The following is a 4,550-nucleotide window of genomic DNA, read 5'->3' on the forward strand; positions in this document are numbered from 1 at the left end:
AACGCAACAGCACACTCACCCATCCGCTCCGCGAACACCGGCACCCCAGCCAGCAACTCCACCGCCATACCCACCCACTGCGACCCCTGCCCGGGGAAGACGAGGACGACGCGGTCGTCGGACGGGGTGGCCGTGCCGTGGACGACGCCGGGGGTCTCGCGGCCCGCCGCCAGATCCGTCAGCAGGCTGGTCAGCTCGGCGCGGTCCGTGCCGAGCACGACGGCCCGGTGGCCGAGCACGGCGCGGGTGGTGGCCAGGGCGTGCCCGATGTCGTCGGCCGGGGTGGCGCCGGCGGCCAGCGGCAGAAGCCGCCCGGCCTGTTCCCGCAGCGCCGCTTCGGTCGAGGCCGACAGCGTCCAGGGCGCGGGCGCGCCGTCAGAGGCGCCGTCGTCGTCCCGGACGGCCGTGTCCGGGCCCTGTTCGAGGATGACGTGGGCGTTGGTGCCGCTGACCCCGAACGAGGAGACCCCGGCGCGTCGCGGGCGTCCGGTGTCCGGCCAGTCGCGCGGCTCGGTCAGCAGGCGCACGGCGCCGGAGGACCAGTCGACGTGTGTGGAGGGCTGTTCGGCGTGCAGGGTCGGGGGCAGGGCGCGGTGGCGCAGGGCGAGGACGGTCTTGATGACGCCCGCGACGCCTGCCGCCGCCTGGGTGTGGCCGATGTTCGACTTGACCGAGCCCAGCCACAACGGCCTCTGCGGCTCGCGCTCCTGACCGTATGTCGCCAGCAGCGCTCCGGCCTCGATCGGGTCGCCCAGCTTCGTACCCGTTCCGTGCGCCTCGACCACGTCCACGTCCGAGGTCCCGAGGCCCGCGTCCGCCAGCGCCGCGCGGATCACCCGCTGCTGCGCCGGACCGCTGGGGGCGGAGAGGCCGTTGGAGGCGCCGTCCTGGTTGACGGCGGTGCCCCGTACGACGGCCAGTACCCGGTGGCCGTTGCGGCGGGCGTCCGAGAGGCGTTCGACGACGAGGACGCCGACGCCTTCGGCGAAGCCCGCGCCGTCCGCGCCGGTACCGAACGGCTTGCTGCGGCCGTCGGGGGCCAGGCCGTCCTGGCGGGTGAACTCGGTGAACACGCCCGGGGTGGACATGACCGTGACGCCGCCGGTGAGGGCGAGGTCGCACTCGCCCTGACGGAGCGAGCGGACGGCCAGGTGCAGGGCGACGAGGGAGGACGAGCAGGCCGTGTCGACGGTGACGGCCGGCCCTTCGAGTCCGAGGGTGTAGGCGACGCGTCCGGAGAGCACGCTGCCGGTGTTGCCGGTGGCGACGTATCCGGCGGTCTCCTCGGGGACGTCGGGGCTGACGGCGAGGTAGTCACCGCCGTTGGTGCCGGTGAAGACGGCGGCGCGCGTGCCGTGCAGGGTCGTCGGGTTGATGCCCGCCTGTTCCAGTGCCTCCCAGGAGGTCTCCAGCAGCAGCCGCTGCTGCGGGTCCATCGCCAGCGCCTCACGGGGTGAGATGCCGAAGAACTCGGCGTCGAAGTCGCCCGCGTCGTGCAGGAAGCCGCCCTCGCGGGCGGACGAGGTGCCGGCGCGGCCGGGGTCGGTGGACGCCAGGGTGTCGAGGTCCCAGCCGCGGTCCTCGGGGAAGGGGGTGATGGCGTCGCCCCCTTCCCGGAGGAGGTGCCACAGGTCCTGGGGGGAGCGGACATCGCCGGGGAAGCGGCAGCTCATCCCGACGATGGCGACCGGGTCGTCCTGGCCCGCGGCGGCCGGGGCGGGAAGGGGCGCCGGGTCCGTGTGCGGGGCGTCGCCGAGGAGTTCCTCCCGCAGGTGGGCGGCGAGCGCCCGGGCGTTGGGGTGGTCGAAGACGATGGTGGAGGCCAGGCGCAGTCCGGTCACGTTGTTGAGCCGGTTGCGCAGTTCGACGGCGGTGACGGAGTCGAAGCCCAGGTCCCGGTAGGCCGTGGTGGGTTCGACGGCGTCGGGGCCCGGGTGGCCGAGGACCTGGGCGGCCTGCGTGCGGACGAGGGTGAGCAGGGCCGCCCGCTGTTCGGCGGGGTCGCCCAGGGCCGCGATGCGGGCCGCGAGGTGGTCGGTGCCCGGGGCGGCGGCCGGCGCCGGTTCGGCCGTCGCGGTGAGCCGACGGGTCTCGGGCAGGTCGGCGAGGAACGGGCTGGGCCGGGTCGCGGTGTAGGCGACGTGGTACCTGTCCCACTCCACGTCCGCGACCATGACGGTCGGCTCGTGGTCGCCGGCCGTCGCGGTCACGGCGGCGGCCGCGAGGTCGGGTGCCATCACGGGCAGGCCGTGCCGGACGGCCGTGGATTCGATGCCGTCCCCGTGGGCCATGCCCTGCTCGTCCCAGATGCTCCAGGCGATGGAGGTCGCGGGCAGACCGAGGGCATGCCGGCGTTCGGCGAGGCCGTCGAGATAGGCGTTTCCGGGGGCGTAGTTGCCCTGTCCGGAGGCGCCCAGTGTGCCCGCCAGGGAGGAGAACAGCACGAAGGCGTCCAGGTCCGTGTCACGGGTCAGCCGGTGCAGGTGCCAGGCACCGTCGGCCTTGACGCGCAGGACCTGGTCGATCCGGTCGGGGGTGAGGTGCTCGATGACGGCGTCGTCGAGGACGGCTGCGGTGTGCACCACGGCCGTCAGCGGGCAGTCGTCGGGCACGGACGCGAGCAGCCGCACGAGGTCGTCGCGGTCGCCGATGTCGCAGGCGGCCAGGGTGACGCGGGCGCCGATGGCCTCCAGTTCGGCGCGGAGTTCGGCGGCGCCGGGCGCGTCGGGGCCCCGGCGGCTGGCCAGCAGGAGGTGTTCGGCTCCGGAGCGGGCGAGGTGACGGGCGGTCCGGCCGCCGAGTCCTCCGGTGCCGCCGGTGACCAGGACGGTGCCACGGGGCCGCCACGACGGGCGCGCTCCGGCGGCGGCGCGGGTGAGACGGCGGACGAGGGCGCCGGACGGCCGCAGGGCGACCTGGTCCTCGCCGGTGGTGCCGGTGAGGACCGCCGCGAGGAGGCGGCCGGTGCGTGCGTCGGGCCGTGCGGGCAGGTCGATCAGGCCACCGAACCGCTCGGGGTGTTCCAGCGCCGCGATCCGGCCCAGGCCCCACACCATGTGCTGGGCCGCCGCGCCGTCCCGGTCGACAAGGGCGTCCTGGGCGGTGGCGGTGATCGTGTCGTGGGTCAGGCACCACAGGGCACCGGCGGTTCCGGCGTCGCCGAGCGCCTGGAGCAGGGCGAGGGTCGTGGTCAGGCCGGTGCGCGGGACGCCGTCCCCGGTGGCGGCGCCGTCGGCGACGGACAGCAGGGACAGCACGCCCGCGACGGGTTCCGCGGGCAGCAGGCCGGCGATGTCCTGCCGGGTGGCAGTGGCGTCCAGGGTGAGAGTGGTGACGCTACCGCCGTGGTCGCGCACGGCGGCGGCGACGGTGTCGGCGCACTCGGCCGCGACGGCGGACCCGGCGGGGACGGCCAGCAGCCACGTGCCGGTCAGCAGGGGGCTGCCAGGCAGGGACGCGGGCAGGGGCACCCAGCGGACGTGGTAGCGCCAGGAGTCGACGGCGGCCGTGGCCGTGCGGTCCCGGCGCCAGGTCCGCAGCGCCGGCAGGACGGGGCCGAGGGAGGCGCCGTCGATGTCGAGGGTCCGCGCCAGGCTCTCGGTGTCGCCGCTCTCCACCGCCGCCCAGAACCCGGTGTCGTCAGCGGTCCGGGAGGCGTCCTGGGGTGCGGTGGACCTGCGGAGGAAGGCGGGGTCCCACCAGTAGTGGGCGCGCTGGAAGGCGTAGGTGGGCAGGGCGACGGGGCGGGCCCCGGTGGCGGCGAACGTCCGGGTCCAGTCCACGGGGACGCCGCGTGCGAAGGCCTCGCCGAGCGAGGTGAACAGGCGCCGTGCCCCGCCGTCGTCACGGCGCAGCGTTCCGGTCACGGCCGCCTCGTGGCTGGTCGTTTCGAGGGTCTCCTGCATCGCGGCGGTCAGGACCGGGTGGGCGCTGCATTCCACGAACGCGTCGAAGCCTTCGGCCGCCAGCTCGCGTACGGCCTGTTCGAAGCGGACAGGCCGGCGCAGGTTGCGTACCCAGTAGGCGGCGTCCGGGACATCGTCGCCGAGCCATTCGCCGGTGACCGTGGACAGGAAGGGCACCTCGGCGCGGCCCGCCCGGATCGGGGCGAGGTCGGCGAGGATCCGGTCGGTGAGGGCGTCGACCTGCCCGGAGTGGGAGGCGTAGTCGACGGCGACGCGCCGGAAGCGCACCCCGGCGTGGTCGCACCGGTGCCGCAGCGCTTCGAGTCCTTCGGGGGTGCCCGAGACGACGGTGGCGGTAGGCCCGTTGACCGCGGCGACGGACACCGTGTCCGTGAGACCGTCCAGGAGGTGGCGCACGTCGTTCTCGGGTGCCGCCACCGCCGCCATGCCCCCACGACCGGCCAGCCCGGCAGCGATCGCCCGACTCCGCAACGCCACCACCCGCGCCCCGTCCTCCACACTCAACGCACCCGCCACCACCGCAGCCGCGATCTCACCCTGCGAATGACCCACCACCGCAGCAGGACGCACCCCGAACGACTCCCACACCGCCGCCAACGACACCATCACCGCCCACAACGCAGG

Annotated in this window: 1 protein-coding gene; it reads right to left on the reverse strand. The window is 75.1% G+C overall.

Annotated elements, in window-relative coordinates; translation table 11 throughout:
• The coding region (locus ACFXPK_RS32580; RefSeq protein WP_385080763.1) for an SDR family NAD(P)-dependent oxidoreductase at nucleotides 1-4,550 on the reverse strand (4,550 nt) is incomplete at both ends.

This window comes from Streptomyces sp. NPDC059142 (assembly GCF_042755665.1).
In the GTDB taxonomy this organism is placed as follows: Bacteria; Actinomycetota; Actinomycetes; order Streptomycetales; family Streptomycetaceae; genus Streptomyces.